Annotated in this window: 22 protein-coding genes; 9 read left to right on the top strand and 13 right to left on the bottom strand. The window is 33.5% G+C overall.

The window, feature by feature from the left end; genetic code table 11:
* Positions 1–46: 46 nt before the first annotated feature.
* From AC1Q8N_RS02040 to AC1Q8N_RS02020, 5 genes are all read right to left on the bottom strand, one after another.
* Entirely contained in the window at positions 47–1,582 is a 1,536-nt protein-coding gene (locus tag AC1Q8N_RS02040) for an MDR family MFS transporter (RefSeq protein WP_493521042.1), read from the bottom strand.
* Positions 1,583–1,605: 23 nt separating this feature from the next.
* Positions 1,606–2,313, bottom strand: a complete 708-nt coding sequence (locus AC1Q8N_RS02035) for a cytoplasmic protein (RefSeq protein ID WP_098047741.1) — start codon at positions 2,311–2,313, stop codon at positions 1,606–1,608.
* An 18-nt stretch (positions 2,314–2,331) separates the two neighbouring features.
* Positions 2,332–3,042 (bottom strand): bactofilin family protein, encoded by a 711-nt coding sequence (locus tag AC1Q8N_RS02030; RefSeq protein ID WP_098047742.1) that lies wholly within the window; start codon positions 3,040–3,042, stop codon positions 2,332–2,334.
* Between the two features lie 13 nt (positions 3,043–3,055).
* A complete protein-coding gene (locus AC1Q8N_RS02025) occupies positions 3,056–3,679 on the bottom strand; it encodes a YhbD family protein (protein WP_098047743.1) in 624 nt (207 codons plus the stop codon).
* A gap of 158 nt (positions 3,680–3,837) precedes the next feature.
* On the bottom strand, positions 3,838–5,574 hold the full coding sequence (locus AC1Q8N_RS02020; protein ID WP_493521041.1) for an ABC transporter substrate-binding protein: 1,737 nt from the start codon (positions 5,572–5,574) through the stop codon (positions 3,838–3,840).
* A 101-nt stretch (positions 5,575–5,675) separates the two neighbouring features.
* On the opposite strand from AC1Q8N_RS02020, the gene AC1Q8N_RS02015 reads away from it, so the two are divergent.
* Positions 5,676–6,902: an MDR family MFS transporter gene (locus AC1Q8N_RS02015; RefSeq protein ID WP_098047744.1), complete on the top strand. Its 1,227-nt coding sequence runs from the start codon at positions 5,676–5,678 to the stop codon at positions 6,900–6,902.
* Between the two features lie 79 nt (positions 6,903–6,981).
* Here AC1Q8N_RS02015 and AC1Q8N_RS02010 read toward each other — a convergent pair whose 3' ends face one another.
* From AC1Q8N_RS02010 to AC1Q8N_RS01975, 8 genes are all read right to left on the bottom strand, one after another.
* A complete protein-coding gene (locus tag AC1Q8N_RS02010) occupies positions 6,982–7,650 on the bottom strand; it encodes a YjgB family protein (protein ID WP_098132734.1) in 669 nt (222 codons plus the stop codon).
* Positions 7,651–7,678: 28 nt separating this feature from the next.
* Entirely contained in the window at positions 7,679–8,524 is an 846-nt protein-coding gene (locus AC1Q8N_RS02005) for an aminopeptidase (RefSeq protein ID WP_493521040.1), read from the bottom strand.
* Between the two features lie 219 nt (positions 8,525–8,743).
* Positions 8,744–9,139 (bottom strand): hypothetical protein, encoded by a 396-nt coding sequence (locus AC1Q8N_RS02000; protein ID WP_000847586.1) that lies wholly within the window; start codon positions 9,137–9,139, stop codon positions 8,744–8,746.
* A 77-nt stretch (positions 9,140–9,216) separates the two neighbouring features.
* Entirely contained in the window at positions 9,217–9,459 is a 243-nt protein-coding gene (locus AC1Q8N_RS01995) for a GlsB/YeaQ/YmgE family stress response membrane protein (RefSeq protein ID WP_000638305.1), read from the bottom strand.
* 172 nt (positions 9,460–9,631) lie between these two features.
* The gene (locus tag AC1Q8N_RS01990) at positions 9,632–10,597 is read right to left on the bottom strand and encodes a nucleoside hydrolase (protein WP_098076208.1); all 966 of its coding nucleotides are present in this window, start codon (positions 10,595–10,597) and stop codon (positions 9,632–9,634) included.
* Positions 10,598–10,674: 77 nt separating this feature from the next.
* On the bottom strand, positions 10,675–10,863 hold the full coding sequence (locus AC1Q8N_RS01985) for a DUF3970 family protein (RefSeq protein WP_000621879.1): 189 nt from the start codon (positions 10,861–10,863) through the stop codon (positions 10,675–10,677).
* A 69-nt stretch (positions 10,864–10,932) separates the two neighbouring features.
* Positions 10,933–11,718, bottom strand: a complete 786-nt coding sequence (locus AC1Q8N_RS01980; protein WP_098076210.1) for a class I SAM-dependent methyltransferase — start codon at positions 11,716–11,718, stop codon at positions 10,933–10,935.
* 196 nt (positions 11,719–11,914) lie between these two features.
* Positions 11,915–12,283, bottom strand: a complete 369-nt coding sequence (locus AC1Q8N_RS01975) for a hypothetical protein (protein WP_048547509.1) — start codon at positions 12,281–12,283, stop codon at positions 11,915–11,917.
* A 451-nt stretch (positions 12,284–12,734) separates the two neighbouring features.
* On the opposite strand from AC1Q8N_RS01975, the gene AC1Q8N_RS01970 reads away from it, so the two are divergent.
* From AC1Q8N_RS01970 to coaW, 8 genes are all read left to right on the top strand, one after another.
* Positions 12,735–12,887 (top strand): YqbF domain-containing protein, encoded by a 153-nt coding sequence (locus AC1Q8N_RS01970; RefSeq protein WP_071680000.1) that lies wholly within the window; start codon positions 12,735–12,737, stop codon positions 12,885–12,887.
* 169 nt (positions 12,888–13,056) lie between these two features.
* The gene (exsC, locus tag AC1Q8N_RS01965; protein WP_098076212.1) at positions 13,057–13,491 is read left to right on the top strand and encodes an exosporium protein ExsC; all 435 of its coding nucleotides are present in this window, start codon (positions 13,057–13,059) and stop codon (positions 13,489–13,491) included.
* Between the two features lie 305 nt (positions 13,492–13,796).
* Positions 13,797–14,999 carry an MFS transporter gene (locus AC1Q8N_RS01960; RefSeq protein ID WP_000269247.1) on the top strand — a complete coding sequence of 401 codons (1,203 nt, stop codon included), beginning with the start codon at positions 13,797–13,799 and terminating at the stop codon, positions 14,997–14,999.
* 151 nt (positions 15,000–15,150) lie between these two features.
* Positions 15,151–15,450 (top strand): hypothetical protein, encoded by a 300-nt coding sequence (locus tag AC1Q8N_RS01955; protein ID WP_116443016.1) that lies wholly within the window; start codon positions 15,151–15,153, stop codon positions 15,448–15,450.
* 170 nt (positions 15,451–15,620) lie between these two features.
* Positions 15,621–15,983: a hypothetical protein gene (locus tag AC1Q8N_RS01950; RefSeq protein ID WP_098076216.1), complete on the top strand. Its 363-nt coding sequence runs from the start codon at positions 15,621–15,623 to the stop codon at positions 15,981–15,983.
* A gap of 685 nt (positions 15,984–16,668) precedes the next feature.
* Positions 16,669–17,868 carry an LL-diaminopimelate aminotransferase gene (locus AC1Q8N_RS01945; RefSeq protein ID WP_141520029.1) on the top strand — a complete coding sequence of 400 codons (1,200 nt, stop codon included), beginning with the start codon at positions 16,669–16,671 and terminating at the stop codon, positions 17,866–17,868.
* Positions 17,869–17,924: 56 nt separating this feature from the next.
* Complete coding sequence (locus tag AC1Q8N_RS01940; protein ID WP_431096579.1) at positions 17,925–18,323, top strand: 3-hydroxyacyl-ACP dehydratase FabZ family protein; 399 nt, start codon at positions 17,925–17,927, stop codon at positions 18,321–18,323.
* A 92-nt stretch (positions 18,324–18,415) separates the two neighbouring features.
* Positions 18,416–19,246, top strand: a complete 831-nt coding sequence (gene coaW, locus AC1Q8N_RS01935; protein WP_493521039.1) for a type II pantothenate kinase — start codon at positions 18,416–18,418, stop codon at positions 19,244–19,246.

Below are 19,246 nucleotides of genomic sequence, written 5' to 3'. Positions count from 1 at the left end.
CTTACATACGAAAAAGCTCCTTTCCAATTGGAAAGGAGCTTTTTCATTACGCTTTTGATGTTTCACTCTTTTTATTCGTTTGCTGTTTCTTAATTACCATACGCTCATTTCCCATAAAGAAAATAAATATGAATGCTAGACCTGCTGGTACTAATGCCCACATAAATGTTTGAACAATGGAGCTAGAAAGAGCGTCAATAATTTTATCTAATATGTGCGGCGGGATTCGAGATCTTGCCGATTCTGATAGAATAGCTCTTGAATCTCCTAAAGCGTTTGTATTCATTCCTCCGCCCATACCTTTAAAAGCTTCTTCCAATTGATCTTGGAAACCTGTTCTTTGAATCATTCCGAAGATTGTAATACCTAGTGTCATTCCTAATGAACGAATGAAATTACTCGTTGAAGTTGCAGATCCACGCTGTTCCATACCGAAGTTGTGAATAGCTGCCATACTTAGTACAGAGAATGAGAAACCTACTCCAAATCCAATGATAATCATATAAACCGTTAATAATATTCGACTTGTTTCTGGTGTTAATGTGCTTAATAAGAATAGTCCAATTAGCATAATAACAGCAGAAATAATCATAATGTTTCGGTAGCTAAGCTTCGTCGTTAAAAATCCACCTAACTGCGCTGTTACGACTGATCCTAACATCATCGGTAAAAGTAATAATCCCGAATTTGTTGCGCTACCACCGTATACACCTTGAATGAATAACGGTATGTATACAGTTGCTGACATGAACGCAGCACCGTAACATAATGCAATAATGGTACTCATTCCGAATAAACGTTGTTTAAACATTTCAAATGAAATGATCGGTTCTTCTACTTTACGTTCAATAAAAATAAATGCAATAATTAAAATAGCGAATCCGCCAAATAAACTTAAAATAAAGTTAGAATCCCAATCATACTTTTGTCCACCTAGTTCTAAAGCAAACATTAGCGAAACTACTGCACCAACTAAAGTAACTGCGCCAAACCAATCAATTTTTTGCTTTCTATGAACTCGTGATTCTTTATAAAAGAATGTAATAAAAATAAGTGCTAAAACGCCAAGCGGTAAGTTAATGTAAAATACCCAGTGCCAGCTTATGTAATCTGTAATATACGCACCAAGCAGCGGACCAAAAATACTTGATAAACCAAATACTGCTCCGAATAATCCACCCATCTTCCCGCGCTTTTCAGGAGGGAAAATATCAAAAACGATAGTAAACGCGATCGGCACTAATGCCCCGCCGCCAATACCTTGAATGGCACGATAAATACCTAACTGTGTAATATTTTCAGCAGTACCACAAAGTGCCGAACCAATCATAAAGACGATTAAACCGAAAATAAAGAATCTCTTTCTACCATACATATCTGATAGTTTTCCGAATATCGGCATACCTGCCATTTCTGCAACCATATAGGCAGAAACGACCCATACAAAGTTTTCAAGGCCTCCTAAGTCACCAACAATCGTTCCCATCGCCGTTACGACAATGGTATTATCCATTGATGCCATTAAAATACCTAGCAATAAGCCCGCCACAACAAAGCCGAGCTTATTATTCTTCTCAACCATAACCTTGCTCTCCCTCGTACTACTTATATTTGTTTATGTTCTTTTACAACTGCATTACCTTTTTGATTAAAACTAGTATGATATTCTACAACATTAATTTCACATCCTGAACCAATGGTAACGTTATTTCCTCGTACTACTTCAGCAATCGTATGCTCTAAATAAATTTCATCTCCTTCAATGATAGACGTTTGGAGGCTTCCAGCATGACTTGTAAATGGAATAAATCTCGCTTTTTTACGAACGGTAATCTTTTTACCGCCGATTTCTCTCACTTTGCTGCCTTCATAACGAAGTGAAATTTCAATATTTTCAGCATTAAGTAATCCATCACTTTCAAGGCCACCAGTTAGTGATAGTTCTTCAACTTCAATATCTCCTTTCACATTTAAAGCGCCTTTCACATCTACGAAATCACCAGTAAACTTTCCTTTAACTTCTATCATACCTCTTACTTTCGTTTTTTCAATATGGGCATCACTATTCATTTGTGTATTTCCGTATACTTTTACATATTCCGCAGTTACATTTCCTTGTACTTCACTATCTCCATACACAACATAATTTTTCACTTTCATATTACCTTGTACATCACTCGTTCCGTACGTTTTAAATTCATTACAACTCATGTCATTAGAAATCGTTCCTTCGCCGCGTATCTTCACTTTGTTATAATCCCCGCCTGCTGAACTACCAGAGCCATTGACAGTAAGACTATGTTGATGTTCCATATTACTTTCTCCCTCCCATTAAACCTGCTTCATTTCTTTTACATTTGCGCTTTTATCGACAGTAAGAACACCCGTATATTCAATGAGTTCAATCTCACAGTTCGCTCCTACCGTCACATTGTTTCCTCTTACCGTTTTTATGTGAGCATAATCAATATCAATATTGTCACCTTCTAATAGTTCAGCCTCTAATTGCATACCAAATACTGATTTAAACAGTCTACTAAAAGTACTTAGTCTATGTTTTACTTTAATCGTTTGACCACCAATTTCTTTTGCTCGACATGTACCGTGAATATTAATATTTATTTCATCGGCGCTTAATAATCCACCAATTGTAAATTGTCCTTCTGAAGAAAAAGTATCCACTTCACAATTCCCATCAATCGTTGCTTGACCGTTGATTTTAAATTCTTCTCCAGTTACATTTCCACCTACTGTACCTTTTCCTGCAATTTTTAAACTGTTTGCCTTCACATCTTGCGTAATTGTTGCTTTCCCATCAATTCGCATCGTTTCCGCAATAACTGTACCATCAACTTTACCCGATCCACTAATTCTTGCATTGCTACTTTTCAAATTTCCAGTAACAGCACCATATCCGTTACATTCAAATTGGTCACATTCAATATTTCCATTAACAGTCCCTTTTCCATTTAATTGCACTTTATGAAACTCGCCGCCATTCGATGAACCGTAACCATTTATAATCAAATTATCTGTACGCATACTTTCTCCTCCACTACAACAGTTTCGTTTTTAATGCTTCCGTATATTTCATAATCGCTTCGCGTAAAACAATTTTGGTACCTTTTTCAAAAATTAAATCGTCCACATTTGAAACTAAGAAACATGTAGAAATCCCTAACTTTCGGACGATGATTAAGTCACAAATTTTATGCTTAATCGCTTCATAATTTTCACGTAAAACTTGCAAGACCATTTTTCCTTCTTCTAAACTAATCTCTCCCGATTGTAGTAACTCTTCTAACATATACACATAAAGAATATCTACAAATTGAAACTCTGTTGTTTTATTCGTTTGTTCTATGAAGAATTGTAAAACTGGCTCTGATGCAATTCCTTTACGTATGACGTCTTCTTTTGTTAAAAGAATTTCTCTAACACTCGGTGAAAACATATTTGCTAGTTCATCAAGTGATAAATCTTCTTTCATCGTTTGGATTTTATCAATACGCTCTAATATCTTTTCTTTCGGAAAAAATGTCTCTTGACCCGTGAATGTTGACTTTCGTACAAACCAATCTTCCGGTATTAAATTTTTTCTTTTCCACCTATATAACTGTCCGTATGAAATACCAGTTAGTTCTAATAAATCTTTTTTTGAAATTAAATCTGTACTCAACTGTATAACACTCCTTCCTGGTAACAATGTAACATAACACTGTTACGCTGTAAATAGACTTTTATCGTAAATATCGTAACAATGTGTAAAACAAACCTGTTTCACACACGAAAAAAGGCTCTTACACATCATGTAAAATGCGTAAAAACCCTTATTTATCAACATGTAAACCATATTTCATAAAAATCAATCCACCCTTGTGAATTAATCATTATATTTTGTACTTTTTCGTGAGAAGTTACTTGTTGTTTTTTACGATATAAAGGAATAATATGAATGTGACGCAACAAAGTGTCCTCAATATCGCGTAACAATGTAACTCTATTCTCTAAATCTTCTTCTTTAAAATAAGGGGAGAACTTTTTATGAAAGTCCATGCTGCTTTGCCCATGAATAAAACTATTTTTTGTAAGAAACATATATAGCAGACTATCTTCTATTCGTTCGCTAATTGTTGCACTATCATGCATCATATCAGCCTTTTGTATCGTACTGATTTCCAATAACTCTTCAACTTCAAGAAAATTAGTTTCTACACGAACCCCATACTTCGCACACTCTTTCTGAATCCATTGTGCATCTTCTACATGATCTTGTCCTGTAAATGTGTAGAGTTGTAGCACTTCATGATGATACATACTCCTTTTCACTAAGCATTCTATCTCTTCCTTAATCTCTACTTTTCTTTCATTTGCTAATATTAGTTTCTTTGCCACTTCTCCACGTTCTCCGCCGAGTTCTTGAACAATCCTATCGCCATGAATGATTTTATGTAGTGCCTTTCGAAACAGCTCATCTTGCATTGGTCCTTCTTTTACAAGATTGCACGTTACATATGTCACGTTCGATTCAAGCCGAGACAACTCTTTATTAGGCTTTTCCTTATCTTTATATTCCGCCTTTACTAACACGTCATACGTATTTACATTTTGCTCTACATTCATTAGTTCAATTCGGTCAAGAAAAGGTCTTTCACGATAATATAAATCATGCACTTCTAATACAAATAATTGTGCATTTTTCTCGCGTAATATAAAAGGTCCTGTACCAATAAAGTTTCCTGCTTCATCTTCATTTACGATAGAACACTGTTCTGCACTTAGCATATGTAAAAACATCCTATTTTCCGTATGTAATTGAATTTCAACAACAAATTCATCCACTGCACGGACATTTTCAACATGTTGCAACATCCATGCGTGTGGGTTGTTTTCCGCTTTCATAAATCGATTCAATGAATGTATAACATCATGTGCGGTAAGTCGTTTTCTATTATGAAGATGAACGCCTTTTCTTAAATAAAATGTCCAAACCTTTTCAGCGTCATTATATTGCCAGTGAAAAGCAAGTCTTGGCTCTATAGAATTTGTTTCCTCATTCACATATACGAGTGTATCAAAAATATGTTTAACCATATGACATTCTGAGCGCATCGTAGCGTAGACCGGATCTAAAGCGATGTCTAGATTCATTTGTACTTGCAACCGAAGGACATCTTTTCTTCCTTCAGGTGTCCTTTCTATTTTATGACCAAATATGGAATCTACCCAAGCTTCATACTCTTTCTTTACTAATGGAAATTGTGAGCTGTAGCGTTCCACAAATGAGATTCCACTTTTCACATCCCCTTTTTTCGTTAATTCTTTTCCTCTTTCTAAAATTAGTGGAACTGGTTGCTTTTGAAATATTAATTTAGAACGATTCCCTCTCCCGCGACCTGGAAACCAAGTGATCCAATGTAACTCTTCTAATTTTTTTATAATTAATTTACTATTACGCTCTGTACAAAATAATGTTTCTGCTATCATTTGTACGGTTACTTCTAATCGTTCTCCTTCTCGTCTCCCTTTACCGTAGACACACCATAGTTCAATATATTGATCTAAAATAAACATCATACTCCCCCTAAAAGGTGAAAAATAACCCCTTTTATTTCTACCCTTTTTCCACTTCTCCTTTCATCTTATCATTTCAATATAGAAAGGAGGAATTAATATTGAACAATCTCATACTACGTTATAATAAACCCATTATTATTAGACTGTGCGGCGAATTATTAACCCGAACAACTGAATCTATGTTAGCTCTCATTATGATTATTTACGTTAATAAAATGTTAAACGGTAATATAATAATAACTATGCTCATTTTCGGACTACAACCTCTCTCAGACATTGTATTTACACTTATTGCTGGGGGAGTTACTGATAAATATGGACGAAAAAAAATTATGTTACTCGGCTTATTACTACAAGGTATTGCAATTGGCAGCTTCGTCTTTGCTCAATCTGTTTTTATATTTGCATTATTATACGTCATAAATGGGGTTGGCCGCTCCTTATATATTCCCGCTCAACGGGCACAAATTGCTGATTTAACAAAACAAAAACAACAAGCAGAAATTTTTGCTCTTTTGCATACGATGTCTGCAATTGGTTCCGTAATCGGTCCTTTAATCGGTTCTATATTTTATCGGACTCACCCTGAATATGTATTTACGGTGCAAAGCATTTCACTTATAGTATATGCAATCGTTATTTGGACGCAGCTGCCAGAAACTGCTCCAGCAATGACAAAACCAACGCAAAAACTTGAAGTATCAATTCCAAAACAATTTGTACACAAACATTACGCCGTTTTAGGACTTATGATTACTACACTTCCTATTAGCTTTTTTTATGCACAAACTGAGACAAATTATCTTATTTTCGTGAAACATACGCATCTGGATTTCGAACGCATACTCGTGTTTATTACAACATGCAAAGCTATTATGGAAATCACTCTACAAGTTTTCCTCGTGAAATGGTCCGAACGATTTTCTATGACGAAAATTATTCTTATTTCTTACACTTGCTATACAATAGCTGCCATTGGCTACGGATTTTCAGCAACAATCTCGTCACTATTTTTCACATTACTATTTTTAGTTATTGGGGAAAGTATTGCTTTAAACCATTTATTTCGATTCGTTTCAGAAATCGCTCCTACAGATAAACGTGGATTGTATTTTTCAATTTACGGCTTACACTGGGATATATCCCGAACGTGCGGTCCTGTACTTGGTGCGGTTTTATTAAGTAAACTAAACGGTAGCATACTATTTTATATTTGCGCTTGTTTCTTAATAGCTGGAGGCATTATGCAAGCATTGTTTATTCAAAATGTAGAACGTAATAAAATAAAAAAAAACATTTCGGAGCATACTCCCCATGTTTTATAGTCTGCATTCCTCACCCTGTTAACAGTAAAAAGAAGGATGTCACAAAAGTATCGATGACCTTTGTGACATCCTTTCTTTATTACCCTGCCATTTTATTAATACTATCTTCAGGCGAAAATACCGAAATATGATTTATCTTACCAGTCGATTTTGGAATAATAAATTTTAGCTCAAACTGATTGTTTACTCTATATACATATATTTTATCTTCGCCATTTACTTTAATTGAAGCTGGTTTTCCTAATGCTTTCTCTATGTCTTGTAATGTAATTGATTTTAGTTCTGCATGATAGGAGCGTACATCAAAAACTTGTGATCCTTTATTAAAACCGAAGGAAACATTTTTATTTGTAAAAGTAGCATATATTCCATTTCCTGCTTGTTCCGTTTTATCTGCTTTCCCCCACGCTTTTTCTATTTCTTCAATATCTCCTGTATGAGCTGCGAACGGAACGTTAGGTACTTTTCCTTCTTTCGCTAATTCAAATAACTCTTTAACATAGTTAATTGATTTTTGATTTATTACTGTATCTTTCGGGCGTGAGTCAGTGTCTGATTTTGTTGATCCTTCACTATTTGATTTTGCATCAGGCTCTTTCTTTTCTTCAGAAGAATTATTCTGTTCATTTTTACTATTTTCTGATGTTCGGCTTGTTTCCTTTTGTTCATCGGTCCCTTTACATGCTGCTAATGCAAATAGGCACGTAAAAGCGAGAAATAACATAGCTATCTTTACATACACTTTCATATATTTCAGCCTCCTATTGTAATCCTATTCATTTTAATAACCAATCCATTACGCTACTTTTCAAATTATATTTGTTCCAAAAAGTAAATGCTTCACTTTCTCCTAGTGCTAGTACAACATCCTCTACAAAAGCTGTTCCTAAAAAATAACCAATTCGGTTGTATCCAAAGTATTGTCCGCCAGATAACCGGAACCACTCTTTCTCTTTTTCGAACGTCCATCCTTCTATATAATCTTCCAAAAAACGATTCTTTATTTGTTTTTCATTTTCTATATAGCATTGTAACCAACGTTCACCATCATTATTATATGAGTAGTACACTGATTCATTTACGCCTTTTATAATTTGCTTTGATAAATATGTTGCAACACCTTCACGATACAAAGTAACTGCCGCGTCAGTCCACTCAGCTTTTGTCCAATCCATTCCATCATTTTGTAACATAACATTATGATATATATGTCCTATTTCGTGAGCGACAATAACACGAAGGTGATTTACATCTGGAGATAATTTTTCTACCGCAAAAAAGATGTCTCCAATAATTTCCCTTTCTACAAATGCATTAGAGCCAAAAGCTCCAACAAATAAATGAAACTTCATATTTACATCAAGATTATATTTATTATGATATTCATTCGTTATCTCTTGAATAATAATCGGTAATGTTTCTACAATGATACGAATATCTTCTAGTTTCGCCGGATATTGTTTAATTGCATTCGAAAGACGTTCTCTCGTTTTAGGACAATGATACTTAAAGTATTCTTCAAATACCTCAGGATGCGAAATGAAATATTGATTAAGAACTTCTAATTCTACATCGTCACTTCCCCATAATTTTAAAAAACTTGGAATTGTATTATTTATCATTTTTTCCATCTCCTTATATATCCCTTCTCGCCATTTACACTGCAATCCTGCCTTAAATATAGAAAAAGCAACAAAGAAAGATGAGCTTTCTTTGTTGCTTTTTCTGTTTAATCAAACCATCTATCACCATCAGAAATCCATTTACCATTATTCAAACCATAACATTCATCATAATAATAAAAAAAGCTGTCCATAAAGGACAGCTTTACATATGTATTTTTACACTTCGATTGACTTACCATCTTCAACAATATGATAAAGTAAGTGAGCTAAATGATGAATTGGGCCATACTCTTCCTCTTCCTCATCTGTTTCACCGTGGAATTCAAGATCATTTAAGTATAGTGCTAAAAATTGATAGTATAGTTTTAAATCAAATCCGTAGCACGCAGTTGGCTCTTCATGATCCCCTTCGTATTGTAACATTAAGTATTGATCATTACCTTCTGCATCTTCTGCGTCAAAGAATACGAAGAATCCAACGTTTGTATCTAAATCAAATAGATGACGAGTGCCTTTTTCTGTTGCTTTATTGAAGTCCTCTTCACTTAATTTATGTACTGTTGTCGCTTTAGCATTATCTTCTTGATGGAAATTTACTGTAAATGTTTTCAATGCTGACACCTCCTGATTGTATAATACTAGCATAACATATAAAAAGGACTGCTTACAAATGTAAACAGTCCTTACATTCATTTTCGCATTGCTCGTAATAAGAAGCTTACGATGAAAATTAAAACGATCGCACCGATTAAAGCTGGAATAATTGCATATCCGCCAATGACTGGACCAAAACTACCAAGTAATTTCGAACCAATCCAAGAACCGATAATACCAGCAATAATATTACCAATTACACCACCAGGTACGTCCTTTCCAGTAATTAAGCTCGCAAGCCATCCTAATATACCACCGACGATTAAAGACCAAATCATATAATAACCTCCTTTATATTTTACCAATCAAAATATAATTAGAAACAATTGCTTACCATTAGTTATGTTACATTTTTCAGTAGTTATTCATACGAATCAACTATTAGACTATTTCAAAATAATGAACGGCCAGTTTTTCGACTCGAGGTTGATGTTATTCGTAATACACATATTAAGGACAGTCAGGCTTTAATATTGTCCGCATAAACTCTTCTTTAAATGCAGGATAGTTAAAACCAACTGCAATTTTTTGAATTGGTCTATTATCAAATGTTGTTGGCTCGGCTATTTTTCTAAAGTCTGCCACACTTTGTCCTCTAGTTACGTCATTTGTCGTACTAATCCAAACTGCAGATTTTTTGTATTCAAAAATATCATCATTTATAAATGAAATGAACGGAAGTAAATCGTGAATTGGACTTCCAGCAATACCCGGGTATTCTTTTTTATAAAAGTTCTCATAATAAAAATCGATCATTGGTTTAATAAGCTTCGCTTGCCCAGTTCCTTCTTTATTAATAATATCCACCATTTCAGGAGTAATGAGGGCTGCTTGCGTTACATTTAACGGATAAATAGTCGCATTTTTTGCGTACTTCATCACAATATTTGCGGCGATTGGATCTCCATAAAAATTAGCTTCTGATACAGGAGTAACGTTACCAGGAAATAAAAACGCACCGCCCATAATATAATATGAACATACCTTATCCATTACATTTGGATATAATAAAAATAACGTTGCCAATGTTGTTAAACGCCCTGTCGCTACGATAATAATATCTTCTGGACAAGGTTCAATTAATTTAATTAATTCACAAAAATTTTCCCGTTTACAAATCCTCATATCAGGTGGAATAATTGGGCCTAGGCCGTGCTCCCCATGAATTTCAGGAAAGAACAAAGGTTCTTCAGCAGTCATCGGCCTCGCTGCACCCTCAATGATTTTTACTTCTGTAGCATAGTATCTTTCTAAAAAATACACATTTTCCGTTACGATTTCTCGCGATACATTCCCATATTCAGCAACAATACCTATAATATCCAATTGACATGTTTTATTTGCATAAATTAACGCCACAGCATCGTCAATACCAAAGTCTCCAAAAAAGATGATTTTCTTTTTAACTATCCTCACCCCTCTTCAACATAATCTACTATTATTATTATGTAAAAAAGACAAGGCTGTGAAACAGTGCAAACTAAAAAAGCCGCCTATTTATTGGCGACTTCAATCTTTTTATAAGATAAATATGCTAGTACATTTTTACTTGAATCGTATTTTGGATTATTTCCTTTTCTCGGTTCTCTCATATGTGTTTTTTCAAATCCAGGAATATCCGGCATTTTCTCCATAAATTCAAGCATTTCTTCTTCAGTTCCTTCAATACGTACGCGAATCATTATTACTTTTCCTCAATTCTCATTTTCTCTGTACTAAGTATAACGTACTTTGAAAAGACTGCAAGAAATTTATCTTTTTAATGTCGCGCTTTTTTTGCATACAAACAATGCCATTTCAGTATAAAACGAATTTATTTTATTATTTTCAATTTGAATATTAAAGAATTCTTGCATTTCAACTGGTGTTTTCATCATACACTCTGTTAATTTCATACGTTTCTGCAAAGGTACATTCATCATATCGCACCACCAGTCAAATTCAAATTTCTTGTCAAAAGTAAGACATGACTGCATTTGCAAACCGTTTTTTTCTAACAAGGTAATCCATTCTGTTTTTTTCAGCGCTCGTTCATGACTCGGATCCCGCTTTTTTTCTATAAAATTATAAAATGTATCGTATTCATTATTTTCCGGTGAAACATTATCTATTAAAATAAACAATCCATTATGTTCTAACGTACGATTTACTTCATATATAAACTGCGGTGGATTCGTAAAATGATGTGCTGCAATTCGGCATGTAATCGTATCAAAAAAACCATCAGCAAACGGTAAACTTTCAGCGTTTCCAGCAACAAAAGATACATTTTCATGTCCATTACTGATAATAAAATTTTTCGCATTCTCTAACATTTTTTCTGTTAAGTCTAAGGCAACTACTTCTTGAAACAATGGAGCTAATATATTCGCAACATGTCCACCGCCAGTAGCAATATCAAGAAGACGATTATTATGACGAGACTCAACTTGTTGAACTACATATTGTAAGTCTGGTCCATTAGCATGAATTTTACTTTTTACATATTTTTCCGCATTATTACCAAACTGTTGTTTCACAAGCTCTTCTTTACTCATTTTATCATCTTCTTTCTATCGTTATTTACATATAGAATTCATATAATAATTAAAGTTCTCTTTATGTATTTTCAAATCCTCTTTTCAGCTTACTTCTTATCATGCTGTCCTATCATCAATATAATATTAATTTTACGTTTTATTACGAAACAAAAAAGGCTACGGGAACTTGTCCCCTAACCTGACTAAATATTTATTACATTTTTACTTTTTCATATACATCTATATAATATAAATCCTCTTTCAACTTCATAATAACGTCTACTTCGTTATAAGTAGCCTCACGAGCATGTAAACCAAATTGATCCATACCAATCCATATCCATTCAGGTGTATGCTGTAGAACATCTATGTTAAAATAATCTAATTTAATAAGCTCCGATTTTATAAATTTATCTTTATTAGCGATTTGTTTATCCATTAAGCCGTATTCTTTTCCATTTTCAAGTAGCGATATAATTTTCCCTAAAATCGGATGTTCACGTATAATAAAATGATATTCCCTTTCGTCTACATTCGCCATAATTAAACGAGAATTAGATAAATCTAATCCCAAACTCGGCATATTTATTTTAATCACCTCCAATATTGATTTCATCTCCATCCTAACAAACAAATATTTAAATAATATTAATATAATGTAAAAATATAAAGGCTGATTTCCCTTTAGAAATCAGCCTTTATATTTTTATATCGTTTCTTTTTCCTCATTATTTCTAGAAACTAAATTTCCAATAGCATCTGCCGTTACTTCCACCACAAATTCACAAATACCTGCTACTACTTCTCCAATCACTTCATCCATCTTTTTACCCCCTTATTTTATGTAACCTATTTGTAGTATAGAAGAGATTGGTTATTTTTAACTATCGGAAAACGTGACAACAACATTACAGTTTTGTAAGCTTTTTTATTTTGTTTAGCTTCTATCCTTTGAAACTTCAAGTATGATTCATATGCATATAGGTCATCATAATATTAAGTAAATACTAATTTTGCTAGAGGAGGCGTGTAAAATATACTACGTAAAATTAATTAAAGGTCAATCCTTCTATGCTTTTGATCATCGTTTCTTAATGTCTGAAGAAGAAGAGGTTTCCGAGAAAGTTTATAATTACTTACGTCGTAATGAATTTTTCGAAGTACGTAAAGAAGAATATTCTGCTTAATTACAAAAAGCATCAAGAAAAATCTCACTTTATTGTGATATTTTCTTGATGCTTTTTTATGAATTACTCCTTTTCAATAATTATTGTCGACTCTATTAAAATACTCTATTATTTGTCCAAGCTATTTCATTGCCATTTTCATATTTTAGTATATGAGGAGGTGACGAATATGACTCATATCATTGATTACCAAGCTACTCAACCTATAAGTAAAACGGATGAAACCACTTTTGCAATCCCAGCTTCTCCAAATAAAGCAATTCTAGCAAATTTGAAAGTAAGAATTCCAAGTAGAGATTCACGTAATAATCGCGTAGAATTAATCGCTACAATTGGTGTAGAAGGTATAACTGGGACTTCACAAGTTTTATTCCGAATTTTCCGTGATAATATTGAAATTTTTAATGCACAAGTAGGTATTGAATCTACAGATTCTGAACAATTCTACGTACAAACATTTCAAGCTATTGATCAAAACGTTAGCAGTGGAACACACGAATATTCATTAACTGTAGAAAACCTTACTAGTGGTGCAAACGCAGAAGTTGTTGGTCCTCTATCTTTTAGCGCTTTAGCTATTGGACAAGAGCGTAAATGCTGCTAAGTGAATCTAATGTTTAATTTTGCTATTGAGAAAAGCGAGACGTAATTATACGTTCTTGCTTTTTTTATTTTTGCGATATTTACCCCTACTTTCAGTTAGTTTTCAATCATCTCGTATTTACATTTTGATGCGCTTATTTTATCAATTAACGAATCGTTTTTTTGACAAATCAAAAAAATTGAAATCCACTCATGAAACACGTAATATAGACTCTGACTCTAAAAAAGTTCGTTATAAATTATACATAAAATAAGGAGGTTTTATATACGAGTTTTTCATTTTAAAAGACGGAGAGGTTTTACATTATGTGGCGTAATAAAAATGTTTGGATTGTGTTAATTGGGGAGTTTATTGCTGGTCTAGGGCTATGGCTTGGTATTCTTGGCAACCTTGAATTTATGCAAAAATATGTCCCTTCTGATTTCATGAAATCAGTTATATTATTTATCGGACTATTAGCTGGTGTACTAGTTGGTCCTATGGCCGGTCGTATTATCGATCAGTATGAAAAGAAAAAAGTTCTTCTTTATGCTGGGTTCGGTCGCGTTATTAGTGTTATTTTTATGTTTTTCGCTATCCAATTTGAAAGTATTGCCTTTATGATTGCATTTATGGTTGCTCTTCAAATTTCTGCAGCATTTTACTTCCCTGCATTACAATCTGTAATTCCACTCATCGTACGTGAGCATGAGTTATTACAGATGAACGGTGTACATATGAATGTAGGTACAATCGCTCGTATTGCAGGTACTTCACTAGGTGGAATTCTTTTAGTTGTAATGAGTTTACAGTATATGTATGCCTTCTCAATGGCAGCATACGCTTTATTATTCCTCTCAACTTTCTTCCTACAATTCGAAGATAAGAAATCAACAACACCAAGTAAACAAGCTGCGAAAGATAATAGCTTTATGGAAGTCTTTCGTATTTTAAAAGGAATTCCTATTGCTTTTACAGCACTTATATTAAGTATTATCCCTCTATTATTTATAGCCGGATTTAATTTAATGGTAATCAACATTAGTGAAATGCAACATGATCCAACGATTAAAGGCTTTATATATACCATTGAAGGTGTAGCATTTATGTTAGGGGCCTTCGTTATTAAACGTTTATCTGACCATTTCAAACCTGAAAAATTATTATATTTCTTCGCTGTTTGTACCGCTTTTGCACATCTTTCCTTGTTCTTTAGCGATATAAAATGGATGTCTCTTACATCATTTGGTTTATTTGGTTTTAGTGTTGGTTGCTTCTTCCCTATTATGTCGACAATTTTCCAAACGAAAGTGGAAAAAAGCTATCATGGTCGTCTCTTCTCATTCCGTAATATGTTTGAGAGAGTTATGTTCCAAATTGTCTTACTTGGCACAGGCTTCTTCTTAGATACAATCGGATTGCAATATATGGTTCTCATTTTCGGTGTTATTTCATTATTAATTATCTTCATATCACTATCTAAACAGAAACAATATGAAAAACAACCTTCGCAATCTGCGAATTTATAACATAATTAAAGAAGCATGGATTATTAGATTAATTCATGCTTCTTTATTATATAAAACCTTCTTTCTTACGCTTATTGAAATTATTTAAAGGAGTACCCTCTTTTGCATTCGAATATAGTATATTAACAAGATATATACTGGAGGTGCGAAAATGTCTGATGGCATACAAGTATTAATTATCCTTCTTTTTGTAATTGCTATGTTTAGTACCTTAAATTTTTTAGCTATTTCCCTTTCTCAACGTAACTTTAAAAGAAGAATTGTCGCGGGTTTCATATTTTTATTACTGACTCCTATTATCTTTTTGACTAACACAGCATTCGCTTCTATATTTGATAAAGCTGGATTTGGCGTAGGCGGGATAGCCTTCATTGTTGCAATTATATATGTCTTAAATGGAATAGTGATCCTACTTTCCTCTTTATTTTTCCTCAAAAGGGACATAACATAGGCCACAGTACTCGGCATGAATCTGTCTTTATACTAGATTCATGTTTCTTCAATTCCCGCTAAATTTTTATATGAAATTAAATAATTCTTTATAAAAATTTAAACTTTATTTATTACAATATTCGTATCGTATTCGCACGTTTATTGAAAATGAAAAGAAAGGAGTACAAAATGAAAAAGGTTTTATTAATTATTCCAATATTTATCGTTCTACTGAGTGGCTGTAGCAATAATGATATATACGGTTCTTGGGAAGTCGTTGATAACAAAAATGGGCTTTGCCCTGCATCTTATAAATTTGAAACAGTTGTAAAAGAAGAAAAGAAAGAAAAAATTGTTCAAAACTTAGTAGAAATGCAAACAACGAAGAAAAAAGAAGATTTATACAAAGGTTCCTTTGTAAAGAATTCTAATGTATATCACATTGATTATGGTAACTCATTTACATCAGATCAAACTTTAGAAGTTGTCGATGGCAAATTAAACGTATACTTTTATGCAGTTGAAAAATTATGTACATATAAAAAGAAATGATTACTCTTCATTTAAAACGCAGAAAATATTTTCTGCGTTATTTTTATCCTGCTTTAATGGGCAATAAGACCCCACCTCAAAATGCAGCGAAAGCAAAGAAGTTAGGTGGGGGTCGGGCTGCCCATAAAAGTCCGATTGGTGAGGGCTAATAATCAGTGGGGGATGAAGAAAACCCCCACTGATTAAAGTTTCACTTTATTTTACAAAGCTAACTCAAAATATTTTCCCCTTTTAAATCTTTAAATTTAAATGTACCATTATATAATAACAATATTTTAATGTGAGGTGCTTTTTTTGAGAAGTTTAAGTTCATTAATTATATCAACAATCTGTTCCATTATCCTAATCCTATGGAATGGACTTTCATTTTATGAAAAATTCACGACAGGAAATTCATACTATTGGCTTAGTGGTATATTAGGCCTCGTTTTCGTGTTCTTTTTCATCCAAAATATGCGGGATATACTTAACAAAAACTACAAAACATCCTAAACCATCTAAAAAGATATAATAGACAGTTCAGTTAACCGGTACTTATTTGCAGCTCCCCTTTCAAAAAAGACTAACCCTTCCTTTAAATTTGTCAATCATTTTAATTTTCATAAAAAAATGATAAAATGTACTCATGTGTTTTCAGAATAATTAAAAACGCAGAAAGAAAACACTGTTTTTAGGAGGGGTTTTGATGACTTACACGTTAGCAACTAGAATGAAAGCATTCCAATCTTCTATATTTAGTGAATTAGGGGCCTATAAAAAAGAAAAGATTGCAGCAGGCCACAAAATGATTGATTTAAGTATCGGGAATCCTGATATGCCGCCTGCTGACTTCGTAAGAGAAGAAATGGTACATACAGCAAATGATAAAGAAAGCTATGGATACACATTAAGTGGTATTCAAGAATTTCACGAAGCTGTAACTGAATATTACAACAACACTCATAACGTTAAATTAAATGCAGATAAAGAAGTTTTATTATTAATGGGTTCACAAGACGGACTCGTTCATTTACCTATGGTTTATGCAAATCCGGGAGATATTATATTAGTTCCGGATCCAGGATATACAGCTTATGAAACTGGAATTCAAATGGCTGGTGCAACATCTTACTACATGCCATTAAAGAAAGAAAATGATTTCTTACCTAACTTAGAGCTAATTCCTGAAGAAATTGCCGATCAAGCGAAGATGATGATTTTAAACTTCCCAGGGAATCCGGTTCCAGCAATGGCTCATGCAGATTTCTTTAAAGAGGTAATTGCATTCGCGAAAAAGCATAACATTATTGTTGTCCATGATTTTGCTTATGCTGAATTTTATTTTGATGGCAATAAACCAATTAGCTTCCTCTCTGTACCTGGTGCTAAAGAAGTTGGAGTAGAAATCAACTCTTTATCAAAAAGTTATAGTTTAGCAGGTAGCCGTATTGGATATATGATTGGAAACGAAGAAATTGTTCGTGCACTTACTCAATTTAAATCAAATACAGATTATGGTGTGTTTTTACCAATTCAAAAAGCGGCATCAGCGGCACTAAGAAATGGCGCTACGTTTTGTGAGAAAAATCGCGGTATTTATCAAGAACGTAGAGATACTTTAGTTGATGGATTCCGAACATTTGGTTGGAATATTGATAAACCAGCTGGTAGTATGTTCGTCTGGGCCGAAATTCCGAAAGGCTGGACTTCTATAGATTTCGCTTATGCATTAATGGATCGTGCGAATGTCGTTGTTACACCAGGTCATGCATTTGGACCACATGGAGAAGGCTTTGTACGTATTGCACTTGTTCAAGATAAAGAAGTGTTACAACAAGTTGTTGAAAACATTAGAAATAGCGGTATTTTTTCTCTTGAAAAAGTAAATGAATTAGTTAAGAATTAATGATAACTCCCCTGCTTCACTGTAGCAGGGCTATTATTTGTTGGAGGTACTTTCATATGCATATTCAAGACACTCTTCCTCATCGTTATCCTTTTTTAATGATTGATAAAGTAACAAATGTAAAACATGGTGAATCCGTTACGGGATATAAACTGATTTCAAATAATGAGTGGTTTATAAATGATAATCAAAAACATATGCCTCATATGTTAATTGTAGAAGCACTTGCTCAGCTCAGTGCATTTGTACATCCATATGACTCTGAAGGTCTAGGATTCCTCTCCTCATTAGATGGGGTTGAATTTCACGAAAAAGCATATCCCGGTGATAAACTTGATTTGCATTATGAGCTATCTCGCAATCGCCGAGGTTTTATTCTAGGCAACGGCACCGCAACTGTTAATAATCAACCGATTGTAACGATAGAAAAGCTATTAATATATCAAGCAGAATAGAGACGATGTAATTCGTCAGGATATCTCCCTCCTACAAATTCGTCTCACCAACATGAACAGAGTAAACAAATTACTTGGATAGGAGCAGGAAAATGGAAAGTACGATCGGTATCGATGCTGGAGGAACATTAACGAAAATTGCTTATTTGAACGAACAAAAGCAATTAACTTTTGAAAAATTTTATTCAAATGAACAAGATAAAATAATAGATTGGCTTAAGAAAAGCACTCGTATAAAACAAATATGTATTACAGGTGGTAAAGCAAAACAATTACAGCAACTACTTTCCCCCTCATATAAAATAGTAGAACTAAACGAATTTGAAGCTACTCTTGTAGGTGTACGATACATATTAAAAGAAGAGAAATATGATATAAATAACTTCATTTTAACAAATATTGGTACAGGTACTTCCATTCATTACGTGTATAATGACAAATATGTTCGTGCTGGTGGAACCGGTGTTGGTGGTGGTACTATTATGGGGCTTTCAAAATTGTTAACAAATATAGATCATTTTGAAGATGTGATTCCTTTAACAAAATTAGGTTCTAGAACAGATTTAGATATTACGGTTGGAGATATTTATGGTGGTATTCTCTCTCCTATTGATAATAGCTTAACTGCTAGCAATTTTGGTAAAGCCGCTATTTCGGAATCAAAATATAATAGCTCAGACATACTTGCTACTGTGCAAGGACTTGTCGGTGAAGTTGTTACTGCATTAAGTCTTCAATTCGCCGAAACAAAAAACATAAACCATATTATTTATATTGGTTCGACTCTATGTAATAACGTACACCTTCAAAATATTATTAGTAGCTACACTAAATATCAAAATAAAATACCTATTTTTTTACAAGATGGTGGTAATAGCGGTGCGATTGGTGCTTTACTTCATGTTACGAATAAAAAAAGCTGA

The sequence above is a fragment of the Bacillus sp. GW823-FHT06B01 genome, from assembly GCF_058952315.1.
This window is presented reverse-complemented; position numbering and strand designations above follow the sequence as displayed.